This is a genomic window from Rhizobium sp. P38BS-XIX (genome assembly GCF_012641435.1).
Lineage (GTDB): Bacteria > Pseudomonadota > Alphaproteobacteria > Rhizobiales > Rhizobiaceae > Rhizobium.
Genome location: NZ_JABAIJ010000013.1, coordinates 39635 through 65310, shown reverse-complemented (window position 1 = coordinate 65310; position 25676 = coordinate 39635). Strand labels below are relative to the sequence as shown.

Below are 25676 nucleotides of genomic sequence, written 5' to 3'. Positions count from 1 at the left end.
GAAAGTCAAGATCATGAATAACTCGCTTTCCTCCTTCCGTTCCCTCGTTCCTGCGCTGGTCGTGCTTGCCCTGTTGGCGATCATGCCTGCTTTGGGACCTAGCAACCGAATGCTCTCGCTTGCAATTTCGGCTGGCATCAACATCGTGGCGCTCTATGGGCTTTCCGTTCTCTTCGGACAGACCGGTATTCTCTCGATGGGCCACGCAGCCCTCGTCGGCGTCGGGGCCTATGCTGCGGCGATCCTTGCGCGTGACAGCGGCATCGGTTTCTGGCTTGCGCTGCCGCTCGGCGGCATTCTTGCCGCCATTGCCGCAGCTGTGATCGGCATTCCGTCCCTTCGCGTCAGCGGCCACCACTTCGTCATCATGACCTTTGCCTTCGGTCAATTGCTGACGATCGTGCTGACCAACAGCGGGGATTACACCGGCGCTGCGACCGGTCTCGACCTGCAGCTTCCCGTCAATTTCCTCGGCGCGCGCGCCGACGACCTCCAACCCTATTATTTCATCGTGCTGGCCTTCGTGACGTTGAGCGCAGTGGCGAGCTGGGCCATTATCAATTCGCCCTACGGGCGTACGCTGCGCGCAATTCGCGAAAACGAGAAGCTTGCGGCCTCGCTCGGCATAAATGTCGGCCGTCACAAGATCGGTGCTTTCGTTGTCAGCGGCGTCTTTGCCGGCGTGTCCGGCGTGCTGCTCGCCTATTTCCTCCGCCACATCTCGCCTAGTCAGTTCGCTTCGTTCCCGAGCATCTACCTGGCACTCATGGTGATGATCGGCGGGGCACGGCTTTTGCTTGGACCGATCGCGGGCGGCATTCTCGTTTCCTTCCTGCCCGAAGTTCTGAACCTGGATCCGGTGGAATCCCGCATTCTATATGGCGTGTGCCTGATCGCCGTAATCCTGCTGCTTCCAAACGGGTTGATCGCCGGATTAATCGACGGCTGGCAACGGCTCTTGCACGGCTCGGTGACGAAACGGGAGAGCCAGTCCGCGAATAGCAAGCATGCCTCGGAGGCTGGCCGATGAATGCGATCCTGGAAATCAAGGGCCTCAAGAAGCAGTTCGGCGGCCTGACTGCCTTGTCCGGTGTCGACCTATCGATCGAGGAAGGTGAAATTCTGGGTATCGTTGGCCCGAACGGCTCGGGAAAGACGACGCTCTTCAACGTTATTACCGGCGTCCATAAGCCCACGGACGGCAAGGTCAGTTGGCGCGGTCGCGATATCACCAGTCTGGCAGCTCACGAAATTTCCGGCACGGGAATAGGCTACACCTTTCAACAGGCCATGGCCTTTCCGGGCCTGAGCGTGTGGGAGAACGTGCAGATCGCCTGCGAACATGCGCGCAATACCGGTCGCCCCTACCCTTGGACGACACCGGCCGCGCTGCTCGACTTTGTCGGACTGACCGCACTTTCGGCGGAAAAGGCCGGCGTGCTTCCGTTTGGCAATCTGCGTCTGCTCGGCATCGCTCTTGCCTTGGCGACGCGTCCGTCACTCATTCTTCTGGACGAGCCTGCCGCCGGGTTAAACGACAGGGAGACGGCCACTCTCGTTGGTCTGGTCAAGCAATTTCCTGGTCATGGCATCAGTGTCTGTGTCGTCGATCACGACATGAAGCTGATGCAGATGCTCTGCGAGCGGCTTGTGGTGCTGGATTTCGGCTCGAAGATCGCCGATGGGCCGACCCAGGCGGTGCTTGCCGATCCGAAAGTGCTTGAAGTCTATCTGGGAGGTGCGCTGTGAGCTTGCTCAGCCTATCGAATATCACCACAGGCTATGGTGCGACGGCGGTAAACCGCGATGTCTCGTTGACGCTGGATGAAGGCGAAATCATCACCATCCTTGGCCCCAATGGTGCCGGCAAATCCACGCTGCTGAGAACTATCGTCGGCCTCGTCAAACCCCGGGGCGGCAAGGTCGTCTTCGCAGGCGAAGACCTGACGGGGCGCACGCCGGATGTCATGGCCAAGCGCGGCGTGGTTCTGGTGCCGGAGGGCCGGCGCATCTTCGCGGATATGTCAGTCGAAGAAAATCTGCGCCTTGGCGCCTATACGCGCCGCGACGCCGATGCGGTCGAGGTCGACGTGAAGATGATGGAAAGCTTCTTTCCGATCCTTGCGGCCAAGCGGCAGCAGAAGGGCGGTTCGCTGAGCGGCGGTCAGCAGCAGATGCTGGCCATTGCGCGGGGGCTGATGGCGCGGCCGCGCGTCCTGTTGCTCGATGAGCCTTCGCTCGGGCTTTCCCCGCTGCTCGTCAAGGAAATTCAGGCGATCATTCTTGATATCGGCAAGACCTTCGGCGCGTCGGTTCTGCTTGTCGAGCAGAATGCGGGCCTTGCTCTCTCCGTCGCCTCGCGCGGCTACCTCATGCAGAACGGTCGCATTGCAACTTCGGGACCGATATCGGAACTGAAGAACATGTCCCTGATGCGTGAACTCTATCTCGGCGGCGTGACGGAGCAGGTGTGATTATGAACGAAGTTGCTCTTTCCTATGGACGCGGCCACCTCGATGTCACGCTTCCCTTGGGTTCGCAGCCCACCGTGATCCGCAAGCAGGCCCTGCCGAAGCTCGACGAACCCGTGGCTTCCATTCTTTCCGCCCTGCAAAACCCGATCAGGTCAGCGCCTTTGGCGGAGCTGGCAAAAGGAAGGAAGAGCGCCTGCATTCTCATCTGTGACATCACGCGACCCGTTCCGAACGGGCTTTTTCTGCGCCCAATGATCGAAGCGATGCTGTCAGCGGGAGTACCGAAGGACGGTATCTCGGTACTGGTCGCAACCGGTCTGCACCGCCCGAACCTTGGCGAGGAACTTGCCGAGCTTGTCGGCGATCCCTGGGTCCTGGAAAATGTGCGTGTGGAAAACCACTACGCTCGCGACGAAGCCGCACATGTCGATCTCGGCTTTACGAAAACGCGCCAGACACCGGTGAAGCTCGATCGCCTCTTCGTCGAGGCCGATTTGCGCATCGCAACAGGACTTGTCGAGCCGCATTTCATGGCCGGTTGGTCGGGTGGGCGCAAGGTCATCGCGCCAGGCGTCGCGCATCACGAGACAATCCGGACATTCCACTCCGCGCGCTTCATGGAAGATCCGCTCGCGGTTCAATGCAACCTCATCGGCAATCCGTTGCACGAGGAGCAGCTGGAAATCGTCCGCATGCTCGGCGAGGTCTATGCGCTCAACACCGTTCTCGACGAAGAGCGCGACCTCGTCTGTGTCACCTTCGGCGAGATCATTGCCAGCCATCAGGCGGCTGTCGATTTTGTGAGTGCTGCCACGAGCATTCAGCTTCAGCGAAAGTTCTCCACCGTCGTGACCTCATCTGCCGGGTATCCGCTCGACAAGACCTATTATCAGACGATCAAGGGCATGGTGACGCCGCTCGATATTCTTGAACCGGGCGGCACGCTGATCATCGCATCGGAGTGTTCGGAAGGCTTCGGCTCGCCGGAGTTTCGCGAGGCGCAGGCGAGATTGGTCGAGCTTGGGCCTGAGCGCTTTCTCGCGACGCTAACGGCAAAAAGACTTGCTGAAATCGACGAGTGGCAGACAGAGATGCAGCTGAAGCCAATGCGTCTCGGGACGGTCGAACTCTATACGACCGGTCTGAGCGGCGAAGACCGCAGGCTGACAGGCGTGCAGGTGATTGGCGATCTGACGGATGCGATAGAACGTAGCATCGCCAGAAGCGGCGATCCTGCTGTTGCCATCATTCCGGAGGGGCCATATGTCGTGCCGCGCCACGCGCTTTGACCGATTATCCGTGCAGGCTGGCGTCCCGAAGCTCTTCGAAGCGGGCCGTGCTCTTCGACAGATGATTGCGCAATGCCTTGCGGGCAGCAGCCTCACTGCCATCGCGGATCGCGTTGAAGATGGCATGATGTTCCTTGCGCATGCGCGTGGCATGGCGCTGCCGTTCGGAGACGCTCATCTTGTCGAGACGCGCCCACTGACGCGGCACCATGGCGGTGCCGAACGTATCGAAAAGGCGGCTGTAATAGGAATTTTGCGTCGCGACCAGAATGGTGCGATGAAAAGCGAAATCCTCTTCGGCGCCGTAACCGCCCTCCTCGATGGCGCGATCCAGGGCGTCAAGGCGGTCCTGCATGCGCGCAAGATCTTCGGGCGTGCGGCGCAACGCTGCCAGCCCGGCTGCCTCGTATTCGATGCCGATGCGCAGTTCCAATACCCGAAGAACTTCGTCGATGGATTGCAGGTCGTTTGGAATGATGGAGAAAGACCGTGGCATCGGGTCGTTGGAGACGAAAGCGCCGAGACCCTGCCGGGTGGTGATCAGGCCCTTTGCGCGCAGCGTGGCCAATGCCTCACGCACGATCGTCCGGCTCACACCCGTCGCTTCCATGATCGCCTGTTCGGTCGGCAGACGTTGACCCGGCTTCAGGTCGCCGGATTCGATCTGCGTGATGAGGCTGTCGGCGAGCCCGCTGCGCAGATTGGGCGTCTGCGGGATCGTGTTGAAAACGGCGTTGTCCCTGTCCTTCATTCTGTCTCGAAGTCCATTCTCGCTATCTGGTGGTTAGCCAACGATATCGTTGCTAACCCATACCAATGGAAAAAGCAAAAGCGCGCGTGATGGTACAACCGAAAACAACCGGGAGGAAATAATGAAAGAGAAAATCGGGTTCATCGGTATCGGGGCAATGGGCGCCGGCATGGCGTCGAACCTGCTTGCCAAGGGATGGCCGGTCACTGTGGTGGCGCATCGCAAGCGCGACGCGGTCGAGCAGCTGAAAGCACATGGCGCATTAGAGGTCGCGACTGCCCGGGAACTGGCCGAGGTGTCTGATGTAATTATATTCTGCGTCACAGGATCCGAGCAGGTTCGTCAGCTTGTTTCCGGGCGCGACGGGATCATAGCGGTGGGAAAGCCGTTGCTGCTGATCGATTGCTCGACCTCCAATCCGGCTGAGACCATCAAGCTTTCAGAGGAGCTTGCGCAAGTCGGAATCACGCTTGTCGATGCACCGCTGGCAAGAACGCCCAAGGAGGCGGCAGAAGGCACGCTGGACGTCATGGTCGGCGGCGCGCCGGACGCAGTCGCAAGGGCACGCCCGATCCTGGAAGCGTTCTCCGCGCGCATCGTTCCAACCGGCGGCGTCGGCACTGGCCATACGATGAAGCTCCTCAACAATTTCGTATCGATGGGCTATTCGGCGATCTACTCGGAGGCGCTGATGCTGGCGGCAAAGGCCGGGCTCACTCCGCAGGTCTTCGACAGCGTGCTGCGTGGCAGCCGCATGGATTGCGGCTTCTATCAGGCGTTCTTTGAATTCGTGCTGAACAGGAACGAGAACGCCCAGCGTTTTGCCATGGTCAACGCCCTGAAGGACATGAGCTATCTCGCCTCCTTCGCACAGTCCGTCCAGGCGGCAAATCCTGTCGGTGCGGCCGTTCGCAACAGTTTTGCTGCGGCTGTTGCGTCTGGTCGAGGCGAGTCCTTCGTGCCCGCGCTGTCCGACATCGTTGCAGGTCTGAACGGCGTTTCGCTTGTCCCATCGCAAGAGCCCGCGAAATAGTAGAGGCCGATCATGCTTGAGGTGCATCTCGACCCCGTCGGCGGCATTGCCGGAGACATGTTCGTCGCAACGCTTCTGGATTTTCGGCCGGATCTCGCAGCGGGCTTGATCGAGGCGCTGTCATTTTGTCCTTTGATCGACGGGGTCGAGTTCGAGCTGGCAGCCCATAACGACGGTATACTGACCGGAAAGCGCTTTGTCGTGCGCCGGCACGGCAGACGTGCGGAAGTGGAAAACGAACACCAGCATCACCATCACCATCATCGTGGCGGTCACCATCACCATCGCCACGATCACCACAATCACGCCGACCATCATCACGTTCATTGGCACGAGATCCGGGAGGCGCTCGACGGTTCTGATCTCGACCGCGAAACGGTGGAGCATGCGATCGGCATCTTCACACATCTGGCGGAAGCGGAAGCGAATGTGCATGGGGTCGATCCCGAGCATGTCAGGTTCCATGAGGTTGGAGCCTGGGATTCGATTGCCGACATCGTCGCCGCTGCATGGCTGATTGCTCGCATCGGCGCTGTCCGCTGGACGGTTGGAGCGCTGCCGCTTGGCTCAGGTCGAGTGCGCACGGCCCATGGTCTGCTGCCGGTCCCCGCTCCCGCAACAGCGCTACTCATGCAGGGCTTCGCGACAATCGACGATGGCGTTGCCGGAGAGCGGGTAACGCCGACTGGCGCAGCAATCCTGCGCCATCTGTGCAAATCAGACTTAGCCGTCCGCAGCCCGAGGCGACTTGTGGCGGCAGCTCACGGTTTTGGCACGAAACGCCTGCCGGGGATCAGCAATTGCCTTCGTTTGCTCGCTTTCGAGCCGGTTAAAACATCCGTTCCCACAGATCAGGTTGCCGTTCTCGAATGCGATATCGACGATCAAAGCGGCGAGGATCTCGCGCAGGCGATCGATAATCTGCGTGCAAGTGAGGGCGTGCTCGACGTGGTGCAGATGCCGGTATTTGGGAAGAAGGGGCGGATGATGACGCATCTTCGTATTCTCGCCGCGCCGGCAGCGCTTGAGGATACGCTCGCGGCCGTGTTCGACGAGACGACGACCATCGGTATTCGCCATTCCCTCATGGAGCGCAGCGTTCTTCGACGCGAAGCGACAACGACGGAAGTCGGTAGTCGACGTCTTCGCGTCAAGCTTGTCGAGCGGCCATCCGGGCGCACCGCAAAGCTGGAGGCGGATGAGCTTCATGATGTTGCCGGGCATGCCGCGCGTTCGAGCCTGCGTCGATTGGCCGAAGATCGCATCGAAGGGGATGAGGAATGAGGCAGAGACTGGAAGCCGTATTGTCTTCACTGCCCGCCTGTGCCGTTGCCGTGAGCGGTGGGGTCGATTCCATGACACTTGCGGTTATCGCCCACCGTCTGCTCGGCAGCGCGCGGGTTGCCATAATGCATGCGGTTTCCCCAGCGGTGCCGGCCGAAGCGACGGAGCGCGTCCGCCTTGCAGCTGAGCGCGAAGGCTGGGACCTTCGTATTCTCGACGCGGGCGAATTCGCCGATGATAATTATCTTCGCAATCCGGTGAACCGTTGCTTCTTCTGCAAGGGCAATCTCTACGGCGCTATAACCCGAATATCTGATCGGCAGGTTCTCTCGGGCGCCAATACCGACGATCTCGGCGAATATCGGCCGGGACTTGATGCAGCTCGCAATCATCAGGTCCGCCATCCCTATCTGGAGGCAGATATCGACAAGCAGGGCGTGCGCGCACTCGCCCGCGAACTTGGCCTTGGGGATATCGCTGAACTCCCAGCGTCCCCTTGTCTTTCCAGCCGCGTCGAGACCTCGATTGCCATCGAGCCGCAAACGCTGAGAGCAATCCATGCCATCGAGCGACTGATCGACGTCGAGTTGAAACCTCAAACCGTGCGTTGCCGTGTCCGGCGCACTGGCGTGGTGATCGAGCTCGACCCGCAAAGCCTTGCCCGGATGGAGGCGGCGAAAGGCACGGAGCTTTCAGACGCAATCACGGCACTGCTGCCCGCCAGGCTTGCGGGCGGGGCGATCAACTTTGAGGCCTATCGCAACGGCAGCGCTTTTGTGGGAGTGAAGCAGTGAGCGGCAACGATGTCGTCTTTGATTTTGAGCGCGCGGAGCGCATTAGGCTTGACGAGGCCGTTTTCTGCGAAGGCAAGAGCAGCGGGCAGATTGCCTCGATCCTGGTCGATGCGCGAGCGCGGGGTGCAGGTCTGTTGTTGACACGGCTCGACCCAGGAAAACTATCCGAGCTCCCGAACGAGCTGAGAGACGATATCGATTATTGCGCCCTTTCCCGAACCGCCTTCTTTGGGCCGCTGCGTGCGGTTACCGTTGAAGGGACAATCGCGATCGTGGCTGCCGGAACATCGGATGCCGGTGTGGCGCGAGAAGCGGCGCGCACGTTGCGCCACGCGGGTGTGGAGGCAAACCTGATCACAGATGTGGGTGTTGCCGGTCTGTGGCGTCTGATGGACCGCATCGAAGACATACGACGCCACCCGATCGTCATAGCGGTTGCCGGTATGGATGCGGCACTTGCCAGTGTGCTTGGCGGCTTGGTCGCCGGTGTCGTGATCGCGGTGCCGACCTCCGTCGGCTACGGTGCATCGGAGGGCGGACGCACGGCTCTCAACGCCATGCTGGCCAGCTGCGCGCCTGGGATAGCCGTTTGCAACATCGATAACGGATATGGGGGTGCTTCAGCCGCGCTGCGTGTTATCTCCATCATTGGAGTGCGCTGAGCTTCGATCTCGTCATGACGGATCGCTCTCGAAATCCTGCTTTCCAAGCGCGCCGGTCAGGAAATGCACGAGCCCGAAGGGAGCGCTTTCGCCGAGACATAGATCGAGGATTTGACGTGCATCCGATGCCTCAGCCGCGCTTCGGGAGAACATCGCTTCCTCATAGACGGAAAGTGCCGCCTCGATATCGCCGGGATGCGACGCGATCGCCTTTGCGAGTTCTGCACCGTCCAACATGGCAAGGTTCGCGCCTTCGCCGGAAGGTGCCATCAGATGCGCGGCGTCTCCGAGAAGTGTCACCCCGGCAATGCGATCCCATCTGTGTTCGTCCGGAAGTGCGTGGATCATCCGTGGAGCCGGCGCTGTGTCGGCGTCGGTAATTAACGCGGTCAATGCTGGTGCCCAACCGTCGAACTCGGCCGCGACCTGAGCCAGCGCGGTTGCGCTGTCGTTAAAGTCGATGCCGGCCACCCACTCGGCAGTGCAATGCAGCTGGATATATGAGTGAAGAACGCCACCGGCTTCGCGATGGGCAAAAATCCCCTTCCCCGGCGTGGGGACAAACAAACCGCCACTGCCAACCGCAGCAGCTGCTGCGGGGTGCCGATTGTCGGCATCGTATAGATATGTCTCGATAAACGTCGCGCCGACATAGTCGGGCTGTGCAGCGGAAAGCAAAGGTCTGACTTTCGACCATGCGCCGTCCGCACCGACGAGAAGCTCGGAGTGGACACTCGATCCGTCCGCAAAGATCAATTCGTGTCGGCCATCTCCAAGCGCTTGGACGCTACTGAGTTTCTTTCCCCATTTGACTGTTTCGGGTGGCAGCGCTTCCAAAAGAATCCGCCGCAAATCGCCGCGGAGAACTTCCGGTCGCCCGCCGGTTCCATGGTCGGGTTCTTCAAGCAGGACATTCCCGTTGAGATCGAGCACGCGCGAGGCCTGTCCTCCCTCATGGATGATGGCATGAAACTCGTCCAGGAGACCGGCTGCCTCGAGCGCGACCTGCCCGTTATGCTCATGGATATCAAGCTGGCCGCCCTGCGTGCGAGCCTCAGGCGAAGGGTCGGCCTCGTAAACAGTCCCTGCAATGCCGTTGAGATGGAGAACTCGCGCGAGAGTCAGTCCGCCAAGACCCGCGCCGACAATCGTTACCGACGTCATTTTGATATTTCCTTTCGAAAGCGTATTGGAACAATGTTCCATATTCGATTTTAATTGGAACGTCGTTCCATAAATGTCAAGATGGCACCCATGAAAACTAAGAAACCGCGAAATGAGCGGCGTACGGACGCGCTGTCCAAAAAACGGATCGTCGAAGCAGCAATCGAGATCCTAGACGCAGAGGGCGAGCATGCCTTGACCTTTCGGGCGCTTGGCGCTCGTCTTTCGACGGGCAGCGGTGCCATATACTGGCATATCGGCGACAAGAAGGAGCTGTTGACCGAAGCGACTTATGACATTATCGCGCAGGCAATCACCGGCGTTGTTAGGGATACCGAGCCGAGAGACGGAATCTGTGCCATCGCACTTGGTGTTTTTGATGCGATCGATCGACATCCCTGGATCGGCACGCAGCTTTCGCGCGAGCCGGCACAGCCGGCGATGCTGCGTATTTTTGAAGGTATTGGCAGCCGGCTCCAGGCGCTCGGGGTGCCTGAACCTGCATTGTTCAATGCCGCGTCAGCCCTGTTGAATTACATCGTCGGCGTTGCCGGTCAGAATGCGGCGAACGCTCGCCTGCATCCAAGAGAAACGGATCGCTCGGATTTTCTCCAGACCGTTGCCGCCACATGGATGCAGCTAGACGCCGCCGAATACCCTTTCCTGCAGAAGGTTGCCGCGCAACTGCAAGAGCATGACGACCAGGAACAATTCATGGCCGGCATAGATCTGATCCTCGCAGGTATCGAAGTCGTCCGTTCACGATAACAGTGTAGCAATCCTTGGCGCAGGAGGCGCGTGAACGCCTCCTGCGCTTCGCTTTATGCTGCGTCGACAGTCGTCTGGGTCTGTTCGCCAAGACCCTCAATGCCAAGCCTGATCGTCTGGCCGGCCGTGAGGAACATCGGCGGCTTCATGCCGAGCCCGACGCCCGGGGGCGTGCCCGTCGAGATGATATCGCCCGGCTGCAGGCTCATGAATTGCGAGATGTAATGTACGAGGAAGGCGACGCCGAAGATCATTGTCTTGGTCGAGCCGTTCTGGCGCATGACGCCATCTACCGAAAGCCACATCTTCAGATTTTGCGGATCGGCGATTTCGTCGCGCGTGACAATCCAGGGGCCGATCGGTCCGAAGCTGTCGGCCGACTTGCCTTTTGTCCACTGGCCACCGCGCTCGGCCTGGAATTCCCGCTCGGACACGTCGTTGATCAGGCAATAGCCGGCGACGTGCTTCATCGCGTCTGCTTCGGAGACATAGCGCGCTTCATCGCCGATCACGACGCCGAGCTCGACTTCCCAATCCGTTTTCTTCGACTTGCGTGGAATGATGACGTTATCGTTCGGGCCGGTGATTGCGCTGGTCGCCTTCATGAAAAGGATCGGCTCTTCCGGAATTGCAGCACCCGTCTCGGCAGCATGGTCCGCATAATTCAATCCGACGCAGATGAATTTGCCGGTGCGGGCGACGCATGGGCCAAGGCGCCCAGGCTCGGCGACCAAAGGCAGGCTTTCGACGTCGATCGCTGCAATCTTCGCCAGCCCGGTCGTCGTAAGGGTATTGCCGGCGAGATCGTCGATCTGCCCGCTGAGGTCTCGGACCTTGCCGTTCTTGTCGAGGATGCCGGGCTTTTCAAGGCCATTCTGGCCATATCGCAGAAGCTTCATATCGATTGTCCGTTGTCTAGCTGTTGTTCTTCAGGCATTGGCCCAGCCGCCGTCGATGACGATGGCATTCCCCGTCATGAAGGCCGATTCCTTGCTGGCCAAGTAAACGACGAGGTCGGCGACTTCTTCGGCCGTACCAAGTCGACCCATCGGCTGCCGGGCAATGAAACCCGCGCGTGCCTGATCGTAATCGCCAAGTGCCCGCATGCGGTCTTGCAGCGACGGGCTTTCGACCGTGCCGGGGCAGATCGCATTGGCCCTAATACCCTGGCCGACATAGTCGAGTGCCACGGATTTGGTCAGGCCGATAACGGCGGCCTTTGTGGTGCCGTAGATGAAGCGGTTTGGCGCCGCAATGACGGTCGAGGCGACGGACGCCATATTGACGATCGATCCACCGCCCCGCGCGATCATTCCGGGCAGGAAGGCGCGGATCATCCGGTACATGGCACGGATGTTGAGATTGACCGAGAAATCGAAAGCGTCCTCGTCGCAGTCGAGGATCGAGCCGTGGTGAACGAAGCCGGCGCAATTGAACAGAATGTCGGGAGCTTCGATCCCGGCTGCAAAATCCTTGATTTCGCCGGCATTGAGGACATCGAGCTTCTTTACGTTGACGCCGGCATGTTCTTGCAGCGTCTCCAATTTTGCCGCGTCGATATCTGTCGCCCAGACGCGGGCGCCTTCTCTTAGAAAGGCCAGCACAGTGGCACGCCCCATCCCCTGCCCGGCCGCCGTCACCACGGCCGTCTTTCCCTCAAGTCTTCCTGTCATTTGAAATCCTCAACAGATTATTCGGATTGCTCCTCGGCAAGACCGACGCGGCTTGCCGCGCCGTGGAGGTGGGCCCGCATGGCCTCTTGCGCTTCCTCGGCATTCTTTGCCTCGATGCTATCGAGTATACGCTGGTGCTCGCCGAGCGTGACCGCGGCGAGATCTTCCGATCGCTGCTGATTGCCGGATGCGAGGATACTTTCACGCACTCTTTCCGAGACGAACATCAGAAACTGGACCATGTATGCATTGCCCGTGGCGGCCGCGACCGTTTTGTGAAATTCGAGATCGGTCTTCAACCACATGACGCTCCCATATGGCGCGTTCCGCATGGTTGCGAGGGCCTCTTTCATGGCGAGAAGATCATCATCGGTGCGACGTTTCGCAGCCAGAGCCGCCGCCTGTACTTCAAGTATGCCGCGAAGCTCGAAGAGCGATTGGAACGCGGTTGCCTGTTGCAGGGCGTCGAAGTCGATCGTCAGCACCGTCGCATTGGGCTCGTCCGCGACAAAGGCACCCCGGCCCTGTTGAGACCAGATTCGCCCCTCGGATCTGAGCCTTGCGATCGCTTCGCGAACCACGTTGCGGCTGACGCCGAATGTCTGGGCGAGCTGCTGTTCGGTCGGCAGCTGATCGCCAGGTCGCAGCCGGCCCTGCGCGATTTCGCGCGAGATCGAACTTGCGACCAGGGTCGACAGATGTGGTCCCCGATTGACCTTGTCGAGTTTCAGCGTCATTCCCTACCCCTGTGCTTGACTTTCCACCCTTGCCAAAATCCGGCCTTCGCTCAAGAGATGCTTCGGGTCGAATGCGTCCTTGATCCGGCCGGAAAGCTCCAGCGTCAAGGGGTCGGCGCGTTTGAGAAAGGCTGCCTGCTTGACGCGGCCGATGCCATGCTCGGCGCTGATCGAGCCGCCGTGCCGGTCAACGACATCGAAGATTACCTCTTCGGTCGCATGAAACAGATGGTCGAATTCGCTGGTCGGCATGCCGATCGGCGGAACGATATTCAGATGAATATTGCCGTCGCCGACATGACCATACGTCACAGCGATCGCCTCAGGGTGTTTCTTCGAGAGCGCGTCGAGGGTATCTGAAACGAAGGAGGCCAGGCTCGATATGGATACGGAGACATCCGTCCTCAGATAGCGTCCGCCCCGGCCCTGCGCCTCAACCATCATTTCCCGCAATAGCCAAAGCCGTTCGCTCTGAGCCCTGCTGCTCGCAATCACGCCATCGAGAACAAGGTCGGACGCGTCGGCGAGAAAGCCTTCCAGCAACGCTCGAAGATCGACACGACCGGCAGCCGATGCCTCGATCAGCACGTAGACCGGATAGGCTTCACTGAGCGGATCGGGGAGATCGTCGCGGGAATTGATGGCGATTTCTATGCCGCCGCGCAGGATGAGCTCGAAGGCGGTCAGCAGGTCGCTGCATTGGCGCCGTGCCCGCGCATAAAGCTGCATGGCCGCTTCAACCGATGGAAGGCCGACCAGAGCCGTCTCGATCTGCTCGGGCTTCGGAAAAACCTTGAGCGCGACGGCCGTCACGATCCCAAGCGTGCCCTCGCTGCCAATGAACAGCTGCTTGAGATCATAACCACGATTGTCCTTGCGTAGCGTGCGCAGGCCATTCCAGATGCGGCCATCGGCCAGCACCACCTCGAGACCAAGCACGAGATCGCGCGTCATGCCATATCGCAGAACGTTGAAGCCACCGGCATTGGTGGAGACATTCCCGCCGATCCGGCACGTGCCCTGCGCGCCGAAGGTGATCGGCAAAATACAGTCTGCCGTTTCGGCATGGCGCTTTGCGTCTTCAAGAATACAGCCGGCCTCTACCACCATGGCGAAATCGATGGGGTTTACGGAGCGGACCTTGTTCATTCGCTCCAGCGACACGACGACCTCGCCACCAGGATAGCTCGCCACAGCCGCTCCTACGAGCCCCGTCAGCCCTCCCTGTGGGACGACATGAATCTGTTGTTCGTGACAGCATTTCATCAACAGACTGACGTCCTCGGTCGATCGCGGCCGAGCGACGGCCAGCGGTCGTCCGTAGTGATCCCCGGACCAATCGCGGCTGTAGCGCTCCAAGCCTTCCGAGTCCGTCAGGAGCATGTCTGCAGGCATTGCAGCGGCAAGGGCTGCAAGCGCTTTTTCCTGAAGGGGTGAGAGGGCGTTCATTCGGTTGCTCCGCTTTGGCTGGAAAACATCTGGACAATTAGGTCACTTACATGGTTATCATACAACATCGGTTTCGAACATCAAGTGCAGGGACCTTTTCCGCTGCTCTCATTTCGCTAAAAACCGGTGTAAAAACGACAACTTGCAGGAGGATCCGTACTATGACCGCAGCGACCGGCCAATTCCGAATGATGCACACAATGATCCGCGTTCTCGACCTCGATAAGTCGATCAAGTTCTATACCGAGCTGCTCGGCATGAAGCTTCTGCGCAGGGACGATTACCCTGGCGGCAAGTTCACCAACGCTTTCGTCGGCTATGGCCCGGAAGAAACGGATACCGTTGTCGAGCTGACCTATAACTGGGGTCGTGAAGAACCCTACGATCTCGGCACCGGCTTCGGCCATCTGGCCCTGGGCGTCAACGACATCTACGCCGTTTGCGCCGCTTTGGAGAAGGAGGGCGCCAAGATCCCGCGTCCGCCGGGTCCGATGCTCCACGGCACGACCCACATTGCCTTTATCGAAGATCCGGACGGTTACAAAATCGAGCTGATCGGCCTCGACACCATGTAAGCGCCTGGGCGTTTTTTCCCGGCCGCGTCGATCGACGCGGCCTTTTTTATATGCGTATGCCACCGTCGCCCACCTGATCATTTGATGATCGCAATCTTGCTTCGATCGATGGTGATCGCGACGGCAAGGATGAGTACGGCGCCGAAGACGACGTTTTCGGCGAAGATATTAATCCCCACGAATGTCATGCCGATGCGGACGATCGAGATGATAAGCGCCCCGACAGCGGTCCGCGCTACGCCGCCCAGTCCGCCGGTAATTGCCGTCCCGCCGACGATGACAGCCGCAATGGCCGGCAAAAGCAGCTGATTTGCAAGATTGGGCGAGCCGCTCGAGAGACGTGCCGCAAGAATGGTGCCGGCAACGGCCGCCAGCATGCCCGAAATTGCAAACGCGACGATTTTTGTCCGCTCGACATTAATGCCGGCCGCTATGGCAGCCGGTTCGCCCGCACCAACGGCAAGGCTGTGACGGCCGAAGCGCGTATATCTGAGGCCGACGAACGCCAGAACTCCGATCACAGCTGCAATCCAGATGACCGTCGGCAGGCCCGCCAACGTGCCGTTGACCCATGCCGTGTTCTCACGTCCGGCTTGCTCGATCGTGATGGCCCGGCCTGCGGCGGCCCAGAGCGCGATGCCAGCCACGACGCCGCCAGTGGCGAGCGTTGCGACGAAAGACGGCACTTTCAGGCGAACATGGACATAGCCGCTGAGAATGCCGAAGACGAGGCCCGAGAGAATGGCGACCGGAAAGGCCATGATGCCGATCTTCGGCAGCAATTGCGCCAGGATGACACTGGCGAGCGACGCCACGGACTGAATCGACAGGTCGATGCCGCCGATGAGAATGACGAAGGTGACGCCGGCCGCCAGGATAAAGACGACGGCTGTGTTCGACAGGAGAAGCAGCAGCGTATCGCCAGACAGGAAGCCGGGCGCGGCCACCTCGACAATCAGGATCAAGACGACCAGCAAAGCCGGCGGTATCGCCCCTTGGATCCAGCCAGCGGCAACGAGAGTTTTGATGTCTTTGAAGCTGTTCACGATGCTCTCCTCAAACCATCGCCCTGACCAGATCGACCTGATCAGGTTTGTTACCGGGCGCTGCATCGAAATGTGCCGTTACCGCGCCGTCGCGCATCACAAGCACGCGATGCGAAAGACCGATCGTCTCTTCCAGCGTGTCGGAGATCAGCAGGATCGCGATGCCTTGCGACGACAACTCACGCACCAGTTCGTAGACCTCTTCCTTGGCGCCGACATCGAGGCCGCGCGTCGGGTGGTCAAGGATCAGGATGCGTGAGCCGGCTGTCATCCAGCGCGCAAGAACGACCTTCTGCTGGTTGCCGCCAGAAAGCTTGCGGCAAGCGATATCGGGGCCTGGCGCCTTGATCCGCAGGCGCTTGATCCAATCGCTGGCAAGCCGGCGCTCGCGGCCATAGTCGATTGCGCCCTTGCGCATGACGGAGGACAGGTCGGCAAGCGTGATATTTTCGGCGATGGAAAGGAACATCACCAGACCCTCGACGCGTCTTTCGCGCGGGATATAGCCGACGCTCTTGCGGACCGCCTGCCCCGGTGACTTGAAGTGCACCGGGTCGCCATTGATCTTCAAGGTGCCGCTGGTATGCGTCAGAAATCCACCGATGGTGCGCGTTACCTCTTCGCGGCCTGATCCGACAACGCCCGCGATGCCAACGATCTCGCCCGCACGGATCTGCAGATCGACGTCGTGGAACGCGCCGTCGATGGCCAGGCGGCTGGCATCGACCACGATCTCGCTGCGCGGCGGGACCTGCTTGTCTTCCTTGTAGTATGTCGCCTGCAAGCCGCGGCCGACCATGATTTCATGCAATTCCGGTCCAGTGACATCGGCTGCTGTATGCTCGGCGACGACCTGCCCATCCTTCATCGTGTAGACGCGGTCCGAAATGCGTAGGACCTCATCCAGGCGATGCGAGACGAAGACGAAGCTTGCCCGGGATTTGAGCGAGCGGACACGCTTGAACAGCACGTCGATGTCGCTGCCGCTCAGCACGGAGGTCGGCTCGTCAAGCAAGATCACGAGCGGTCGCGATACGGTTTCCTCCAGCGTCAAAGCCTTGGCAAGTTCGACCATCTGGCGGGCGGCGAATGTCAGCTCCGACGTGCGGGCCGTCACGTCGATGTCGACGCCGATCTTTTCGAGCTGGCGCCGTGCAGCGGCCCGCATTCCCTTCCAGTCCATAATGCCGAACCGGACGAAACGATCTTCCTGACCGAGATAGATGTTCTCGGCCACGGAAATATTCAGAAGCAGCGACTGCTCCTGGAAGACCATGCCAATGCCATGCACGGCACCGTCGCGAGCGTTCCGCAACCGAAGCGGCTGGCCGTCGAGCATGAGAGTGCCGCCATCGGGTTGATGGGTTCCGGCAAGAATGCGCATCAGCGTCGACTTGCCGGCGCCATTCTCCCCGATCAGCCCGACGACCTCATTGGGCCTGACTTCGAGCGAAACATTCTTTAGAGCGGGAACACCCGCAAAGGACTTGCTGATTTCCTTGGCTGACAACATGGCGGTCACTTCACGATCTGGAGGCGCAGGCGATCAAGGGAAAGGGCCACGGCGGCAATGATCATCAGACCCTGCACGGTCTGCTGAACATAGGGAGACACGCCGAGCAGGATCATCCCGTTGCTGAGCACGGTGACGATCAGGACGCCGACCAAGGTATTGATGACACCACCCTCGCCGCCGGTCAGCGCTGTGCCGCCGACGACCACTGCGGTGACGGCTGCAAACAAGCGTCCGTCGGCGATGACGGCGTCGGAGCGACCAAGCTGCGCAGCGGCAAGAACGCCCGCTATGCCGAAGAAGAACCCCGCCAGCCCGAAGGCCATGATGCGCACACGGCGAAGACTGATGCCGGAGAGTTCAGCCACATCCTCACCGCCGCCAATCGCCATGATATGCCGGCCAAGGCGGGTGTAATATTGAACGACGCAAGCAATCAGAAACGCTGCGAATGCCACCCAGGCTGCGAGCGGCAGGCCGAGAACGCGTGCGAGGGCTAGATCGCGGATGGATGGATCCATCAGGCGCACAGCCGAGCCGCCAAGCATATAGACGGAGATGCCGAGCCCTATGAACCAGACTCCAAGCGTTGCCATGAAAGATGGAATTCTCAGAAACGTCTGAATGATGCCGGTCGTGAAACCCATTGCCGTGCTGGCCGCGATTGCCGCGATAACGGCGAACCAGCCATAGGAATTGGCATTGGCGTCATTGGTAGCAAGGAGCACGGTGACCATCGCCGCAACCGAGAGCGAACCCTCGACCGACAGGTCGATGCTGCCAAGCAAGATGATGAAGGTAAGCCCCATGGCAAGTGTCAAGGGCACTGCCGCGGAGTTAGCGATGCGCACGAGGTTGCGCAATTCGATGAAATTCGGATTTGCTATGGTGATGAGAATGCAAAGAGCAATCAGCACCAACGCCGGGGCATAGGAACGCCAGCGCTTCAGATTAAGCTTGCCCATCAGGCGGCTTCCAGACGTCGACATGGCACCTGCCCGCTCGCTGTTCTTAATAGTTTTGATGTTCTCGACGTTGATGGTCAACGGATATACCTCGCTGCGTCATTCCCGATAGAACTGGCCTGAGATAGCTGGCAGGCGCCGTGACGCCTGCCAGCCACAAGGCAACCGCGGGAGGAGCCGCAGGCTGCGGAAAAGCGTGGCCGTATCAGGTTCGAATGGCGCCGGTTACGCGGCCCCAGAGGTCGTTCCAGTCGAGCTTTGGATGCGAGTCGATGTTGTTCTTGTAGTAGTCTTCGACGTTTTCCTTGGCGATGAGCACCGCCTTGCCGTAGAACTCCCGGTGTTCCGGCGGCTCCTTGGCCGGGTCAAACTTCTTTTGCAACGCTGCGAGACCGATCGCGAGGCCCATGCCGCCCTGCCAAAAGGGATCCGAGGTGACGGTGCAGGCAAATTCGCCCTTCCGCACCGCGTCGACGGCCGCCTTGATGCCATCGACGCCGACGACTGGAACCTTGCCGGCGAGGTTTTCGGCGCGCAGCGCTTCGAGCGCGCCCGTACCCATATCGTCATTGGCTGCCCAGACACCCTTCACGTCGTCGCCGAAGCGCGTCAGAAGATTGCCCGTCAGGTCATAGGCTTCCGAGGATTTCCAGTTGGCGACCTGGAAGTCCAAGAGCTTGATGTTGGGGTTTGCAGCCAGCGCCTGTTCCAGGCCCTGTTTGCGTTCGATCGCGGCAGTGTTCGAGATCTGCCCGCCAAGTGCGATAATGCCGCCGGAGCCGCCGATCGTCTTGAACAGGATTTCGGCAATCTGCTTGCCGCTGGTGATCCCGTCGAACTCGATGTGCGAGACGTAGAACGGGTTGAAATCCTTCGGGTGAAGGTCGTTCGGCTTGTTCCACTGTGTGACGACGTAGGCGCCGGCCTTCGCGCAGGCTTCCACGATCGGCCGCGCATCCGGCGTATCGTTCGGGTCCGAGTTCAAGACCATGTTGCCGCCGGTCTTGGCGAGCATGGCTTTAATGTCGGCAATGCCCTTCTCGCTGTTGCCTTCCGAGACGAGCGTGACGTGGTCGAGGCCGATTGCGGACGCGAAGGCCTCGGCGCCTGTCTTCCAGACCGCGTGATAGGGATTGGACAGCGAGCGAATGGATGTGACGAGCGTCGGCTTGTCTGCGGCGAAGAGTTGTCTGGGCAGTGCAGCGACCGTTGCACCCGCCGCGACGGTAGCGAGAAACGATCGGCGGTTCATGCTGGCGAAACGCGAACTTGTCCTGTCAGTCATTCGTAAACCTCCCTTTGAATGACGAAGATCAGATGCCGTCCTTGTTCCCGCGACATCTGGATCCGAAGCATCATCGTCGTAGCATTTGTACGACAACCCTTCAAGACTATAACCGTACCCTTTCTCTTGACGAGGGGCAAGAGACTTGAGATTGTGCGCACGGATTGATGGCCGGACAATGAGGAAATGCCGGTATTTGCGGAGGAAAGAATGCCCGATTACATCATCGTCGGTGGCGGTTCGGCGGGATGCGTGCTTGCTGCGCGCCTGAGCGAAGATCCCGATGTTTCCGTAACTTTGCTGGAGGCCGGCCCTCAAGACAAGAACATGTATATCCACCTGCCGGTCGGTTTTTTCAAAATGACCGCGGGTCCGCTCATATGGGGATATGAAACCATTGCCGGCCGCGAAATCGCCGGCCGTACGATGGTCTATCCACAGGCTCGTGTTCTTGGCGGCGGCAGCTCCATAAATGCGCAGGTCTTCACGCGGGGATGCCCGCAGGATTACGATGGCTGGCGCGATCTCGAAGGGTGCCAAGGTTGGGGATATGACGATGTGCGCCCCTATTTCCGCAAGTCTGAGGGCAATGATACGTTCGGCGGTGACCACCACGGCACCGAGGGCCCGCTTGGGGTGAGCTCTCAGACGCCACATTCGCTGACCCGCGTCTTCGTGCGGGCAGCTCAAGAGGCTGGTCTCCCTTTCAATCCGGACTTCAATGCCGGATCGCAGGCTGGCGCAGGCTTCTATCAAACGACGACGCGCAACGGTCGACGCAGCAGCACAGCCGTCGGTTATCTGCGGCCTGCCCTCGGACGCAAGAACTTGACGGTCAGAACCGACACCGCCGTCAACCGTATCGTCATTGAAAATGGCTGCGCCGTCGGCATCGAGATCATAGAGAACGGGCGTTCCGTTCTTCTCAGAGCAGAGCGCGAAGTCATCCTGACGGCCGGCGCCATCGGTTCGCCGAAAATGCTGATGCTGTCCGGACTTGGGCCGGCGGATGAGCTACGGGCTCTCGACATCGACGTCGTTCGCGATCTGCCGCAGGTCGGCAAGAATCTGCAGGATCATATGGATGTCGATGTGCTGGCAGAGCTAAACGGTCCGCATGGCATCGACCGCTACAAGAAACGCCATTGGCAAGTCGCCGCAGGCATCGAATATGCCCTGTTCGGCAAGGGGCCGGTCGCGTCCAATATCGTTGAGGCCGGCGGCTTCTGGTGGGGCGACCGCGACGAGAAAACACCCGATATCCAGTTTCATTTTCTTCCGGGTGCCGGCGTTGAGGAAGGCATCGGCGGCGTGCCTGGCGGCAATGGCTGCACGCTGAACTCCTATCACGTTCGTCCACGCTCGCGCGGCTCCGTCACGCTTCGTTCCAAGGATCCGCGCATGGCGCCGGCTATCGATCCGAATGCCTTTGCCGAGCCCTATGATCTCGAGCGCGCCGTCGATGGCATCAGGATCAGCCAGGAAATCCTTTCGCAGGCAGCCTTCCGGCCATTCGTCAGAAAGCTGCATCTGCCGGACGGGAATATCCGCAGCCAGGACGAATACCGCGAGTTCGCCCGCCAATATGCGCGCTCCGCCTATCATCCCGTCGGGACATGCCGCATGGGTGGTGCTGAGGATGCAGTCGTCGACCCTGAGCTTAAGGTGCGTGGAATCGATCGCTTGAGAGTTTGCGACAGCTCCGTCATGCCGCGCCTGATCTCTTCCAATACCAATGCCGCAACGGTCATGATTGCTGAAAAGGCTGCAGACATTCTGAAGGGCGTGAAGCAGACACGATCGCAACGTCAATACGCCTGAACGATCTCAACCACGGCAGGTTTTAATTCCTGCCGTGGCAGTCTTATCCTAAAGGCTACCCTGCGGTAGCGACCGCCCGCTTGCCGAGGCCGGATTTGACGATGCGGATCAACTCTTCCTCACTGGTTTCCGATGTCGCGGCATCGAGCACGATCTCGCCGGCATGCAGGAAGTTGATGCGGTCGCAGACTTCGAAGATCTGATTGTAGTTATGAACGATCAGAACGACCGAAACTTCGCGCTGTCGGCGCAGGTTCTGAATGAGCCCGAGCACGTGGGCGCTTTCGCGCACGCCAAGGGCTGCCAGCGGTTCGTCAAGGATGAGCACGGTCGGCGACGAATAGATGGAGCGGGCCACCGCGATGCATTGACGCTGACCGCCGGACAGCATGTCCACCGTACTGTTCACGCTGGGGATGGAGATGCCCAGCGTGTCGAGATAGGTGCGGGACAGCTGGCGCATGCGCTGGTTATCGAGCAGGTTCAGCCCGAGGAAACGCTTGCGCTGCTCACGCCCCAGAAACATGTTGTGGTAGACGCTGAGATCGCCCACCAGCGCCAGATCCTGATAGACGGTTTCGATGCCGAGCGCGCGTGCGTCTCTCGGCGAATTGAACCGCACGTCCTCACCGTTGAACTGCATCTTGCCGCGATCCGGCGTATGGAAGCCTGACATCGTCTTGATGAGCGTCGATTTCCCGGCGCCATTGTCGCCGACGAGTGCCAGAACTTCGCCCTTGCGGAGTTTCAGGCTGACGTCCACAAGCGCGGTAACGGCGCCGAAGCTCTTGCTGATATGCTCCATCTCAAGAATGACGGGCGCATTCTGCGGAAGCGGAGGAATGGGTTCGCCTGTCATTTGCGTCTCCTTGTGCGCAGCCTGTCGACCTGGACGTTAAGGATCATCGCGCCGATGATCGCGCCTCCAAGATAGATATCCGAGGTGGTGGCCTGTGCTCCGACCATGACGAGGCCGTTGTTGAGCGAGGCGACCACGAACGCTCCGATCAGCGAACCAACGGCCGTTCCGGAGCCGCCAAGCAGCGACGTGCCGCCGATGACGGCCGCCGCGATCGCCTGAAGCGTCAGGAACGGACTGCCGGCTGTCGGATCCGCGGAGGCGAACTCGGCCGTGTTGATGATACCTGCCAGAGCTGCGATGCCGCCGGCGATCATGAAATTATAGATCTTGATCCAGTCGGTCCTGATCCCGATTTCGCGGGAGCCGGTGATGTTGCTGCCCGTGGCGACCGTATGAAGGCCAAACCGGGTTTTCGTCAGCACGACCGCCAGCGCAATCACGACAAACAGAGCCCAGAGAAACGGCGAGAATGCTGTCAGACCATGCAGCGAAAACAGAGAGTCGGTCGGCGCATACAGGCTTTCACCAAAAATGGCGTTGAATGGTTCCTCGATCGGCGCAACGATCGGCTGGCTGTCATAGATCGAAACGGTAATCCCCTGCAGAAGGAAAAGCGTACCGACTGTGGTGATCAGCGATGGTATGCGCATCCTGACGGTGATGAAGCCATTGACGAAACCGATGGCGACACCGAGGAGAACGCCGATGATGGCGCCGGCAAAAAGCGGCAGGCCCCATGTGACCGACATCAACACCATGAGATAAGGCGCAAGCGAGAAGGTGCTGCTCAGTGAAAGGTCGATCTCGCCCGTGATCATCAGCATGACTTCGGCCACCGAAATCATGCCCAACCGACCGGTGTCGCGCAGCACGACGCTCATCAACTGGGTCGTGAGAAAGCCGCCATTGCTGCCGATCTGAAAATAGATGACGAGCAGAATTGCAACGACAGCGACGCTTGCCTCTTTATAGCGGGAAAAGACAACGGCTGCCCTGCTGCCCATCGTCGGGCGGACCGGTGGAACGGCGATAGCATGAGCGGCCTTGTCGCGGCCTCCGGGCTCTACATTCATCAGATAATCGACCTCGCTATTGTTGGCCGTTTTGCCGGCCGGCAAAAAAGTACACGGCCCGCGAAGGCCGTGCACACTGTTTCAGAACCTGACTTACTTCGGCTCGTCGCTGGAGCGGCCTTCGAAGCGCGTCTGGCTGAGATACTGATCGACATTGTCTTTGGTCACATAGGCCTGGCTGGTGTCGCTGTTTGCCGGACCGACGAGGCCGCCGGATACCTTGTACAGGAACATCTGTTGCACCGGCAGGAATCCCTGAAGGTAGGCCTGCTGGTCCGTCGTGAACGCGACGTCGCCGCTCTTGATGAAGGTTAGCGTCTGCGGGAAGAGATCGAAGCCGGCAACGATGCCGCCCTTCTTGGCGAGACCGTATTTGTTCGACACGAAACCGCAGGCATAGGTGTCGGAACCGCCGGTGCCGAACATGCCGGCAACATTCTGATGGCTCAGATAGTAGGATTCGACGCGCGAGATTTCCGTCTGCGGATCCGGGCCGGCATTGACGACATCGTAGGTCACACCGTTACCGACATCCTTGATTGCCTGAATGTAACCATCGAGGCGCGGCTGGGTATTGAGCGAACCGGGGACGCCGATCGTCAGCAAGACGTGCGCCTTCGGCGGGAGCAGCTTCAACCACTTCACCGCACTGTTGTAACCGGACTGGAAGAGTGGCTGGCCGACATAGGAAAGACGCTTGTTGGGGCTGCCTGTCGGCACGTCGGCATTGAAGGCAACCACGGGAATACCGGCGGCCGTGGCCATATCCGTTGCAGCATCGAAGGCCTTCGGGTCGACGAGGCAGACCGCAATACCATCTGCCTTCTGGGCGATGGCCGTCTGCATGGCGCTGACCATTTCCGAGACGACGTTCTTCTGGGATCCCGTCCACTGGTAGGTCGCGCCGAATGCGGCGCATGCGTCCTGGATACCGTAGATGCAGGGCGTGAAGAACTGATCGAGCGTCACATGGCAGACAAAGTGAAACTTGAACGGCTTTTTCGGCAAACCGGCGCTTGCGGTAGCAGCGGCCTGAGCCATCGCCAAGTTCGGATTTGATACCAAGGCGGCCGCGCCGCTTGCCAACGCTGCGGCGCCGATACCGGTTTTCGCCGCAAGCCCGAAAGCCTGCCTGCGGCTCAGCAGCCGCTGTGCATGGGATTCGTCACTCTCATTATGACTGTCGTTCACCACTGCATCCTCCCTTTGACGATGGGAGCCACACCTCCAGTGCACTTGCCATCGTACGGTTACATTGTTGTACGACAACTTTTATGTCAATATGATTTGGTGACCCCGCCTCAAATCGGGCGAGCATAGGCCTGTCACATATTGGTGAAATCGAGAAATAGTCAGGGAAATCAGATGCCGACGTTGGAAAAGAGACACGTTACCGCCGGTGGGCTGGCGGTCACTACGATGGGTTTGGGAGGTACGGGGCTCGGCAATATGTACCGCGCCACCGATCCAAAGGTCGCCCATGAAACGGTCCACGCCGCCTATGCGAGTGGCCTGCGTTACTTCGACACGGCGCCGGTTTATGGGTTCGGCCTTGCCGAATCACGCCTTGGCGAGGCGATCAGAACCTTGCCGCGACAGGAGATCGTTATCTCTTCCAAGGTTGGCTACGATCTGGTTCCCATTCCAGACAGCGAGGTCAAGCCCGTCCTCTGGGACGATGCACCCGCTTTTCGCGCCGACTTTGACTATTCACGCGACGGTGTGCTCCGGTCGATCGAGGGTTCGCTGAAGCGGCTCGGAACCGACTATATCGATATGCTGGCCATTCACGATCCCGACGAGGCATTGCATTTTGCAAAGGGAGAGGATCCCTACGCCCGCAGCCGCTTCAAGGAAGCAATGGACGGCGCCTATCCGGCCTTGGACGAGCTCCGCTCGCAGGGCGTCATCAAGGCTGTTGGTGTCGGCATCAACCAATGGCAGATGCTGTCGGATTTCGTCGAGGCCGGACAGTTCGATTATTTTCTTCTGGCCGGGCGATACACGCTTCTCGAGCAGGAGCCACTGGCGACGCTCTTTCCCGCCTGTGAACGAAAAGGCACGAAACTCGTTATTGGCGGTCCCTACAACTCGGGCATTTTGGCAACCGGAGCCGTACAGGGCGCAACGTTCAACACAAAAAGCGCTCCCCAGGAGGTTCTCGACAGGGTTTCTCGCCTGAATGCAGTCTGCGAGCGTCACGGAGTTCCGTTAGCTGCCGCCGCTCTTCAATTTCCTTTGGCTCACAAGTTGGTCGTCAGCGTCATTCCGGGAGCACGTTCGGTGGCCGAACTCGAGCAGAACCTGCAATATATGCAGTGGCAGATTCCGACGGCTCTATGGTCGGATCTTCGGGCGGAAGGCTTGGTCGACCCGCTCGCACCTCTACCGGACGGCGTGAATTGAGAATGCGCAAAGGGGCAAGATCACATCTTGCCCCTACCTTACGACTTGCTGA

The 25676-nt window shown here is 59.7% G+C and carries 25 protein-coding genes; 12 read left to right on the top strand and 13 right to left on the bottom strand.

Going from position 1 to position 25676, the window contains the following annotated elements; all coding sequences use genetic code 11:
• Positions 1-13: 13 nt before the first annotated feature.
• From HGP17_RS29050 to larA, 4 genes are read left to right on the top strand one after another with little or no spacing between them, the layout of a single operon-like run.
• Positions 14-1030, top strand: a complete 1017-nt coding sequence (locus HGP17_RS29050) for a branched-chain amino acid ABC transporter permease (protein WP_168814583.1) — start codon at positions 14-16, stop codon at positions 1028-1030.
• Complete coding sequence (locus HGP17_RS29045; protein ID WP_168814581.1) at positions 1027-1749, top strand: ABC transporter ATP-binding protein; 723 nt, start codon at positions 1027-1029, stop codon at positions 1747-1749. The genes HGP17_RS29050 and HGP17_RS29045 overlap by 4 nt, the downstream gene beginning before the upstream one ends.
• Positions 1746-2474, top strand: a complete 729-nt coding sequence (locus tag HGP17_RS29040; protein ID WP_168814579.1) for an ABC transporter ATP-binding protein — start codon at positions 1746-1748, stop codon at positions 2472-2474. The genes HGP17_RS29045 and HGP17_RS29040 overlap by 4 nt, the downstream gene beginning before the upstream one ends.
• Before the next feature lie 2 nt (positions 2475-2476).
• A complete protein-coding gene (gene larA / locus HGP17_RS29035) occupies positions 2477-3763 on the top strand; it encodes a nickel-dependent lactate racemase (protein ID WP_168814577.1) in 1287 nt (428 codons plus the stop codon).
• A 4-nt stretch (positions 3764-3767) separates the two neighbouring features.
• On the opposite strand, the gene HGP17_RS29030 is transcribed toward larA, so the two are convergent.
• On the bottom strand, positions 3768-4514 hold the full coding sequence (locus HGP17_RS29030; RefSeq protein ID WP_168814575.1) for a FadR/GntR family transcriptional regulator: 747 nt from the start codon (positions 4512-4514) through the stop codon (positions 3768-3770).
• 49 nt (positions 4515-4563) lie between these two features.
• Between HGP17_RS29030 and HGP17_RS29025 the strand changes: the two genes are divergently transcribed.
• From HGP17_RS29025 to larB, 4 genes are read left to right on the top strand one after another with little or no spacing between them, the layout of a single operon-like run.
• Complete coding sequence (locus tag HGP17_RS29025; RefSeq protein ID WP_281412803.1) at positions 4564-5547, top strand: NAD(P)-dependent oxidoreductase; 984 nt, start codon at positions 4564-4566, stop codon at positions 5545-5547.
• A gap of 12 nt (positions 5548-5559) precedes the next feature.
• Positions 5560-6831 (top strand): LarC family nickel insertion protein, encoded by a 1272-nt coding sequence (locus HGP17_RS29020; protein ID WP_168814573.1) that lies wholly within the window; start codon positions 5560-5562, stop codon positions 6829-6831.
• On the top strand, positions 6828-7625 hold the full coding sequence (locus tag HGP17_RS29015) for an adenine nucleotide alpha hydrolase (RefSeq protein WP_168814571.1): 798 nt from the start codon (positions 6828-6830) through the stop codon (positions 7623-7625). The genes HGP17_RS29020 and HGP17_RS29015 overlap by 4 nt, the downstream gene beginning before the upstream one ends.
• Complete coding sequence (larB, locus tag HGP17_RS29010; RefSeq protein ID WP_168814569.1) at positions 7622-8287, top strand: nickel pincer cofactor biosynthesis protein LarB; 666 nt, start codon at positions 7622-7624, stop codon at positions 8285-8287. The genes HGP17_RS29015 and larB overlap by 4 nt, the downstream gene beginning before the upstream one ends.
• Positions 8288-8299: 12 nt before the next feature.
• Here larB and HGP17_RS29005 read toward each other — a convergent pair whose 3' ends face one another.
• Complete coding sequence (locus tag HGP17_RS29005; protein ID WP_168814559.1) at positions 8300-9451, bottom strand: NAD(P)/FAD-dependent oxidoreductase; 1152 nt, start codon at positions 9449-9451, stop codon at positions 8300-8302.
• A 90-nt stretch (positions 9452-9541) separates the two neighbouring features.
• Here HGP17_RS29005 and HGP17_RS29000 point away from each other — a divergent pair, with 90 nt between their 5' ends.
• Entirely contained in the window at positions 9542-10219 is a 678-nt protein-coding gene (locus HGP17_RS29000) for a TetR/AcrR family transcriptional regulator (protein WP_168814557.1), read from the top strand.
• A gap of 53 nt (positions 10220-10272) precedes the next feature.
• Here HGP17_RS29000 and HGP17_RS28995 read toward each other — a convergent pair whose 3' ends face one another.
• Genes HGP17_RS28995 through HGP17_RS28980 form a run of 4 tightly spaced genes read right to left on the bottom strand, consistent with a single transcriptional unit; the run spans position 10273 to position 14078 of the window.
• Positions 10273-11118, bottom strand: a complete 846-nt coding sequence (locus HGP17_RS28995) for a fumarylacetoacetate hydrolase family protein (RefSeq protein WP_168814553.1) — start codon at positions 11116-11118, stop codon at positions 10273-10275.
• Positions 11119-11148: 30 nt separating this feature from the next.
• Complete coding sequence (locus HGP17_RS28990) at positions 11149-11892, bottom strand: SDR family oxidoreductase (RefSeq protein ID WP_168814551.1); 744 nt, start codon at positions 11890-11892, stop codon at positions 11149-11151.
• Positions 11893-11909: 17 nt separating this feature from the next.
• Complete coding sequence (locus HGP17_RS28985; protein ID WP_168814550.1) at positions 11910-12629, bottom strand: FadR/GntR family transcriptional regulator; 720 nt, start codon at positions 12627-12629, stop codon at positions 11910-11912.
• Positions 12630-12632: 3 nt separating this feature from the next.
• A complete protein-coding gene (locus HGP17_RS28980; RefSeq protein WP_168814548.1) occupies positions 12633-14078 on the bottom strand; it encodes an FAD-binding oxidoreductase in 1446 nt (481 codons plus the stop codon).
• Positions 14079-14239: 161 nt separating this feature from the next.
• Between HGP17_RS28980 and gloA the strand changes: the two genes are divergently transcribed.
• The gene (gene gloA, locus HGP17_RS28975) at positions 14240-14653 is read left to right on the top strand and encodes a lactoylglutathione lyase (RefSeq protein ID WP_168814546.1); all 414 of its coding nucleotides are present in this window, start codon (positions 14240-14242) and stop codon (positions 14651-14653) included.
• Between the two features lie 77 nt (positions 14654-14730).
• Here the strand turns inward: gloA and HGP17_RS28970 are convergent, their stop codons facing one another.
• The 4 genes from HGP17_RS28970 to HGP17_RS28955 all read right to left on the bottom strand — a co-directional run bounded on the left by HGP17_RS28970 (position 14731) and on the right by HGP17_RS28955 (position 19462).
• On the bottom strand, positions 14731-15699 hold the full coding sequence (locus tag HGP17_RS28970) for an ABC transporter permease (protein ID WP_348649003.1): 969 nt from the start codon (positions 15697-15699) through the stop codon (positions 14731-14733).
• Between the two features lie 10 nt (positions 15700-15709).
• Complete coding sequence (locus HGP17_RS28965; RefSeq protein WP_168814542.1) at positions 15710-17212, bottom strand: sugar ABC transporter ATP-binding protein; 1503 nt, start codon at positions 17210-17212, stop codon at positions 15710-15712.
• Between the two features lie 5 nt (positions 17213-17217).
• Positions 17218-18201 (bottom strand): ABC transporter permease, encoded by a 984-nt coding sequence (locus tag HGP17_RS28960; RefSeq protein WP_168814540.1) that lies wholly within the window; start codon positions 18199-18201, stop codon positions 17218-17220.
• Positions 18202-18382: 181 nt separating this feature from the next.
• Positions 18383-19462: a sugar ABC transporter substrate-binding protein gene (locus HGP17_RS28955; RefSeq protein WP_168814538.1), complete on the bottom strand. Its 1080-nt coding sequence runs from the start codon at positions 19460-19462 to the stop codon at positions 18383-18385.
• Positions 19463-19672: 210 nt separating this feature from the next.
• Here HGP17_RS28955 and HGP17_RS28950 point away from each other — a divergent pair, with 210 nt between their 5' ends.
• The gene (locus HGP17_RS28950; RefSeq protein ID WP_168814536.1) at positions 19673-21283 is read left to right on the top strand and encodes a GMC family oxidoreductase N-terminal domain-containing protein; all 1611 of its coding nucleotides are present in this window, start codon (positions 19673-19675) and stop codon (positions 21281-21283) included.
• Between the two features lie 55 nt (positions 21284-21338).
• On the opposite strand, the gene HGP17_RS28945 is transcribed toward HGP17_RS28950, so the two are convergent.
• The 3 genes from HGP17_RS28945 to HGP17_RS28935 form a co-directional block, all read right to left on the bottom strand.
• Complete coding sequence (locus HGP17_RS28945) at positions 21339-22142, bottom strand: ATP-binding cassette domain-containing protein (RefSeq protein ID WP_168814534.1); 804 nt, start codon at positions 22140-22142, stop codon at positions 21339-21341.
• Entirely contained in the window at positions 22139-23218 is a 1080-nt protein-coding gene (locus HGP17_RS28940; RefSeq protein WP_168814532.1) for an ABC transporter permease, read from the bottom strand. The genes HGP17_RS28945 and HGP17_RS28940 overlap by 4 nt, the downstream gene beginning before the upstream one ends.
• A 93-nt stretch (positions 23219-23311) precedes the next feature.
• Entirely contained in the window at positions 23312-24409 is a 1098-nt protein-coding gene (locus tag HGP17_RS28935; RefSeq protein WP_168814530.1) for a sugar ABC transporter substrate-binding protein, read from the bottom strand.
• 174 nt (positions 24410-24583) lie between these two features.
• On the opposite strand from HGP17_RS28935, the gene HGP17_RS28930 reads away from it, so the two are divergent.
• Entirely contained in the window at positions 24584-25624 is a 1041-nt protein-coding gene (locus HGP17_RS28930; protein WP_168814528.1) for an aldo/keto reductase, read from the top strand.
• Positions 25625-25676: the final 52 nt, after the last annotated feature.

What these genes read in the sequence shown, in the direction of transcription:
- larA (WP_168814577.1), top strand. Translation starts at nt 2,477, where the DNA reads ATGAACGAAGTTGCTCTTTCCTATGGACGCGGCCACCTCGATGTCACG.
- HGP17_RS28945 (WP_168814534.1), bottom strand. Translation starts at nt 22,142, where the DNA reads ATGACAGGCGAACCCATTCCTCCGCTTCCGCAGAATGCGCCCGTCATT.
- HGP17_RS28985 (WP_168814550.1), bottom strand. Translation starts at nt 12,629, where the DNA reads ATGACGCTGAAACTCGACAAGGTCAATCGGGGACCACATCTGTCGACC.
- HGP17_RS28960 (WP_168814540.1), bottom strand. Translation starts at nt 18,201, where the DNA reads ATGTCGACGTCTGGAAGCCGCCTGATGGGCAAGCTTAATCTGAAGCGC.
- HGP17_RS28990 (WP_168814551.1), bottom strand. Translation starts at nt 11,892, where the DNA reads ATGACAGGAAGACTTGAGGGAAAGACGGCCGTGGTGACGGCGGCCGGG.
- HGP17_RS28940 (WP_168814532.1), bottom strand. Translation starts at nt 23,218, where the DNA reads ATGAATGTAGAGCCCGGAGGCCGCGACAAGGCCGCTCATGCTATCGCC.
- HGP17_RS29050 (WP_168814583.1), top strand. Translation starts at nt 14, where the DNA reads ATGAATAACTCGCTTTCCTCCTTCCGTTCCCTCGTTCCTGCGCTGGTC.
- HGP17_RS28980 (WP_168814548.1), bottom strand. Translation starts at nt 14,078, where the DNA reads ATGAACGCCCTCTCACCCCTTCAGGAAAAAGCGCTTGCAGCCCTTGCC.
- gloA (WP_168814546.1), top strand. Translation starts at nt 14,240, where the DNA reads ATGACCGCAGCGACCGGCCAATTCCGAATGATGCACACAATGATCCGC.
- HGP17_RS28965 (WP_168814542.1), bottom strand. Translation starts at nt 17,212, where the DNA reads ATGTTGTCAGCCAAGGAAATCAGCAAGTCCTTTGCGGGTGTTCCCGCT.
- HGP17_RS29005 (WP_168814559.1), bottom strand. Translation starts at nt 9,451, where the DNA reads ATGACGTCGGTAACGATTGTCGGCGCGGGTCTTGGCGGACTGACTCTC.
- HGP17_RS29030 (WP_168814575.1), bottom strand. Translation starts at nt 4,514, where the DNA reads ATGAAGGACAGGGACAACGCCGTTTTCAACACGATCCCGCAGACGCCC.
- HGP17_RS29045 (WP_168814581.1), top strand. Translation starts at nt 1,027, where the DNA reads ATGAATGCGATCCTGGAAATCAAGGGCCTCAAGAAGCAGTTCGGCGGC.
- HGP17_RS28930 (WP_168814528.1), top strand. Translation starts at nt 24,584, where the DNA reads ATGCCGACGTTGGAAAAGAGACACGTTACCGCCGGTGGGCTGGCGGTC.
- HGP17_RS28955 (WP_168814538.1), bottom strand. Translation starts at nt 19,462, where the DNA reads ATGACTGACAGGACAAGTTCGCGTTTCGCCAGCATGAACCGCCGATCG.
- HGP17_RS28995 (WP_168814553.1), bottom strand. Translation starts at nt 11,118, where the DNA reads ATGAAGCTTCTGCGATATGGCCAGAATGGCCTTGAAAAGCCCGGCATC.
- HGP17_RS29020 (WP_168814573.1), top strand. Translation starts at nt 5,560, where the DNA reads ATGCTTGAGGTGCATCTCGACCCCGTCGGCGGCATTGCCGGAGACATG.
- HGP17_RS28950 (WP_168814536.1), top strand. Translation starts at nt 19,673, where the DNA reads ATGCCCGATTACATCATCGTCGGTGGCGGTTCGGCGGGATGCGTGCTT.
- HGP17_RS29000 (WP_168814557.1), top strand. Translation starts at nt 9,542, where the DNA reads ATGAAAACTAAGAAACCGCGAAATGAGCGGCGTACGGACGCGCTGTCC.
- HGP17_RS29015 (WP_168814571.1), top strand. Translation starts at nt 6,828, where the DNA reads ATGAGGCAGAGACTGGAAGCCGTATTGTCTTCACTGCCCGCCTGTGCC.